This is a genomic window from uncultured Aquabacterium sp. (assembly GCF_913773725.1).
Classification (GTDB): domain Bacteria; phylum Pseudomonadota; class Gammaproteobacteria; order Burkholderiales; family Burkholderiaceae_C; genus Aquabacterium.
Map to the genome: position 1 here is coordinate 1 of NZ_CAJYGK010000055.1, position 4,093 is coordinate 4,093.

Consider the following 4,093-nt stretch of genomic DNA (forward strand, 5'->3'; position numbering starts at 1 on the left):
GAATCAACGATTACTGCATCCCGCGCCACCATTGCCATTGGCACGGCCAGAGCGCACCAACCGCGCGCACTCGATTTGAATGGCGGGTTTTCACTGAACCTATCGTTGGCCATCGGACTCCTGTACGGCCGAAAGTGGTCGTCTGCCGCCGGTAGCGAACACGAAGATTGCGGTCTTAACCGTCCTTTGTGCTAAGCGACGGCGCTGGAAACACCCTCAACACGAATGGCCCTGAGGCCCACGTCCGCCCACCTGTCACTGTCCTGCCCGAAAACCGCCCAACGCGTAGACACGGGCGTGACAACGACGCTGCCCGGCAGCCCGGCGTATCCTGCAACGGATCGCCCCCAGAGCGCCCATCCATGTCCTCGTGTTCAGAAAAGCCGCAGATAGCGGGGGGAATTAGTGACCGAGAACGGTGATGGAAAAGAGAATTCCTCGCTGCGCTCGGTCGCAATGAACCCATAAGGATATCAAGACATGACAATACCTGAAACCGGCAGCGCCGAGCTGCCGAGCTATTTGCCTGCGCGTGAACCTTGCGATAACAGCTGGGACATCCGGATCCTGCGTCCGGTTGCGCCCCTGGCGACAACAGCGCTGATCGGCCCGGATTTGGAGCGCGGGCCAACCTACATTGGCGTGGTCGACTGCGAGGCAACGTCGACCGATCCGCAGACGGCCGAGGTGATCGATCTTGCGGTCTGCGTACTGGAAATCGACCGCGCAGGCGTGATCACCGGCGTTGCCGAACTCAAGCAAAGCTTGCGCGATCCCGGGATGGGGATCCCGCAGAAAGTGACGCGGCTGACCGGCATCGGCGATGGAGACGTGGCGGGCGCACAGTTCGACGCGGAGGGTTGGACCGACCTGTTCCAGCGCTGCGATCTGCTGGTGGCGCACAATGCGGCCTATGATGCGGTCGTGCTGGAACGGCTGCTTCCGGGCATTCGCCGAAGCGACTGGGCCTGCTCGATGTCCGAGATTGACTGGGCGGATCTTGGCTTCGACGGCAGGGCGCTGGGCTATCTGCTGACGCAGATCGGCTTCTACAACAAGGGGCACCGGGCCATGGCCGATGTCACATCACTGGTTCACCTGCTGTCGTGGGAAGCGCCTGACGGACGCTGCCTGCTGGCGCACCTGCGCGATCGGTCCGAACGCCTGACAACCAGGGTCGAGGCCCGGGGCGCGCCATTCTCGAAGAAGGAACTGCTCAAGGCTCGCGGATACAAGTGGCATGCAAGCCGGCGGGTGTGGTGGGCCGACATCGAGGAGGATGCGCTCGAGGAAGAAAAGCGCTGGCTGCTCGATGACGTTCGCTGCAAGCCGTCCCTGCAATTGCTGACATCGCGCCAGCGCCATCGCTGATTGATCAGCACAACCCAAGTTCACCACTTCGCCAGCAGTTGCAGAAGGGCCGGAGCCGCAAGGCTGCCGGCCCTTCTGCATGTCTGGCCCAGGCACAAGGACGAGCCATGATCTGCAGAACACACCTTACCACCTTCGCCATCCTCGAGAACGACAATGGCTACCCGATCGAGTTTGCCGCCTTCGGTGTTACCCATGACGGCGACCACAACTACCGCTTCTCGATGAACTTCGGCGGATTGCCAGCGCATCCGGTGCAGGACGTTGCCTGGCGTTTCCTTGAGCACGTGCCCGAAGGCACGAACATCCTCAGCGTCATTCCGCTCGAGGGGCAGATGCCGCTGGCCGAGAGCTTCTGGATCAACTCGCTGGCCAGCTCCTTCCGGATGCTGGGCCTGCCGATCGAGGGCTACGGGCGCATGCTGGTCCTGCGCTGTTCCGAATGGCAGCTGGTGAGCACCGGTCTTGAGTACGGCCTGAAGTATCGCGGGCCCAATCCCGGGCTGAAGGTGGAACACCGGATCGCGCTTCTCCCGCTTCGGGCGCAGGCGATCTGGCTCACCTGGCTGAACGAAACCCGCGACATCGCAGCAACCGACAAGCGCGCCGTGCTTGCGGCCTGGCAGGCCTGGCGCTCGCTGGAGCAGGCGAGGAAGGGAATCGCGACGATCTGATCCGGGACCGTCATCCCTTCATGCGCGACCGAGGCCGCTAAGGCAGTCGGTCATCAACCACGACATAACACCAACACCAATCGCGCAGACGGCCGCCCTTCGAGGCGGCCGTCTGCGTTTCAGCAACAGGAAACATCATCATGAAGACGTTCAATACCCTGGCCAATACCACGGCAAACGCAGCCCATGCAGACCTGGCCATCCAGCACTTCACCTTCTTCGACATCGAAACCCATTGGGACGAGATGCTGCACGACAACTACTGCTTCATCCAGCACAGCGAAAGCTGGCCACCACGGATCGGCGCCCGGCGTATCCACGCTGCTGCGGCCTTCGATTTGGCCCTGGCCGGGGACGGCGCGATCACCTGCGAGCGGATCGCCAGCTGGACCTTGCCCCACGATGGTGGCGAGAAGGGCGTGGTCGAAGGCCTGTTCACGCACATGCGTGCACGGCCAGAGGGCACCTGCATGGTCGGCTATGGCTCGATCGCCATGGACGTGCCGGTGCTCAAGCTTGCGGCGATGGAATACGGCCTTGTTTTGCCGGACCAGCTGATCGCCTCGGCGGGTGACTGGAAAGCGGCGTGGCGGCCCCATCTCGATCTGGGTCTTGCCATCAAGGGCAAAAGCAAGACTTGGCATCACCTGACCGAGATCCTCGTCCGCCTTGGCATCCAGGCCAATCTGCTGCGCGACAAGGCGAAGGTCGGCTATCCGCAGGCCCCAGATGGCTGGGCTGAACTGCGCAGCCACGTCGAACTCGACACCGTGCTGACGGCGGCAGCGACAATGGCCTGGGCAAGATCACAGGGCCATGCCGGGATCGATCCGGCAACGGCGAGCCATGCGCTGCTGCAGTGGTGGTCGCGTCATGGGGCGCTGAGTGCGCGCTTCGTCGAGCGGGTAGGCCTTGCTTCTGGCGCGCTGTGGCGGCGGATTGGCAGGAAGGCGCCGGCACTGGCGGACGCGGCGTGATGCAAAGACCGACGCATAGTGTCGATCGGCGTCATCGCCGCAATCGTATCGCCATCCATCCCATCAGAAGGAGAACGCGCATGACCTGATCCGTCCGGGCCCAGAGCCCAACGACGGGAACATCTCCCCTATACCCAACCCCGAGAACCAAGGCCGTCGACGCAATCCCGCGTCGGCGGCCTTTTTGCATAGAAGGAACTACACCATGGCGAAGAAGCCAACCGGTCCCCGTGCGCGTCTGAGCGCGGCGGATATCAAACGTCTCAAGGAAGCGGCAGCACAGGAAAGCCGCAATGCGCAGGCAGCAAGGCAGGATCTCGTGCCGATTGTCGGCTCCGGCATTGTTCCGGACGCCCGTTACGACGAACGATCCTTGCGCGCCTACGGACAGGGCCCCTGGAAAAACGAATCCACCAAGGTTGCATGGACCGATCCGGCCACCGGCTACCCTTGCATCATCCTGCGGCAGCGCACTGGCGAGCTTGGCGGCTACGTTGGCGTCGAGCCAAGCCATGCCCTGGCCGGATGGATGGCCGATGCGCTGCCCGGCAGCATCAACGAGGGGCTGCACCAGAATGTCAGCTACAGCGCGGCCTGTCAGGAGAAAGTCCCGGAGCGCATGAGCATCTGCCACGTGCCGCCTCGGCCAATTGGACCGTCGCAGGACCAGCACCGGGAAAGGGCACAGGCAAGTGCGGGGCAGGACCACGGGAATGACTTGGCATGGTGGTTCGGCATGGTGATGAATGGACCGCAGGATTACATTCCGCGGTTGGCAACCAGCGGCATCGGGAGCGCTCGCGGGCCGATCTATCGCGATGAGGCCTTCGTCTGCGCCCAAGTCACCGCGCTCGCGGGCAAGCTCAAGGCGATCGATGATCAGGCCAAGGGCGGCGCTGCCAGCACCGCCAGTCCACCCAGAGCGGAATCCCCCAGCCTGCCTGCGCCCAGACTGGGAGACCGCGCATGAGCAGAAACCGCACCGAACTGCCCTACGAAAAGTGGCGCAACCCGAGGCTGCCCTGGGGCTACTGGATGACCATCGACACCTTCGGCCACCCAAGGTTGCCG

At 63.3% G+C, this 4,093-nt stretch carries 4 protein-coding genes; all 4 read left to right on the forward strand.

Annotated elements, in window-relative coordinates; translation table 11 throughout:
- Window positions 1–480: 480 nt before the first annotated feature.
- On the forward strand, window positions 481–1,371 hold the full coding sequence (locus QZ709_RS06840) for a 3'-5' exonuclease (RefSeq protein ID WP_294636523.1): 891 nt from the start codon (window positions 481–483) through the stop codon (window positions 1,369–1,371).
- Between the two features lie 107 nt (window positions 1,372–1,478).
- Window positions 1,479–2,045: a hypothetical protein gene (locus QZ709_RS06845; RefSeq protein WP_294636525.1), complete on the forward strand. Its 567-nt coding sequence runs from the start codon at window positions 1,479–1,481 to the stop codon at window positions 2,043–2,045.
- A gap of 140 nt (window positions 2,046–2,185) precedes the next feature.
- Entirely contained in the window at window positions 2,186–3,022 is an 837-nt protein-coding gene (locus tag QZ709_RS06850) for a hypothetical protein (RefSeq protein WP_294636527.1), read from the forward strand.
- Between the two features lie 205 nt (window positions 3,023–3,227).
- On the forward strand, window positions 3,228–3,992 hold the full coding sequence (locus QZ709_RS06855; protein ID WP_294636529.1) for a hypothetical protein: 765 nt from the start codon (window positions 3,228–3,230) through the stop codon (window positions 3,990–3,992).
- Window positions 3,993–4,093: the final 101 nt, after the last annotated feature.